Source organism: Geobacter hydrogenophilus (assembly GCF_018501225.1).
In the GTDB taxonomy this organism is placed as follows: Bacteria; Desulfobacterota; Desulfuromonadia; order Geobacterales; family Geobacteraceae; genus Geobacter; species Geobacter hydrogenophilus.
On record NZ_JAHCZI010000041.1, the window covers coordinates 1 to 334 of the forward strand.

Below are 334 nucleotides of genomic sequence, written 5' to 3' on the forward strand. Positions count from 1 at the left end.
CTGATATGGAACCATGCTCACCGCAGTTGGTGCTGCAGCTGGACTCGCTGTATCTTCCCGAAGCCGCTTTCTTGAACGCGGTGACACGAGGCATCGCCCCGCCCTTGCCATCGCCCGAGTAGCGGGCCGGCAACCCGGCAGTGGCCGTCCCGATGAGTCGCGACACCTTGCCGCCGTGGGGCACCCGGATATGGCAGTCGATACATTTGACACTGTCATGGTCACCGGTGGTGTGAACCTCGCCCGCGCCGGAGAAATTGTGGCAGTTCCAGCAGAACGACATGGAGTTGTTTCTCATTGACTGGAAGGTGCCGGTGGTTACCCCCGCCACGGT

1 pseudogene is annotated in these 334 nt (G+C 61.7%); it reads right to left on the minus strand.

Features of this window, described 5'->3' with window-relative positions:
- Positions 1-334: pseudogene (locus KI811_RS18440) on the minus strand (NapC/NirT family cytochrome c); the annotation flags it as partial.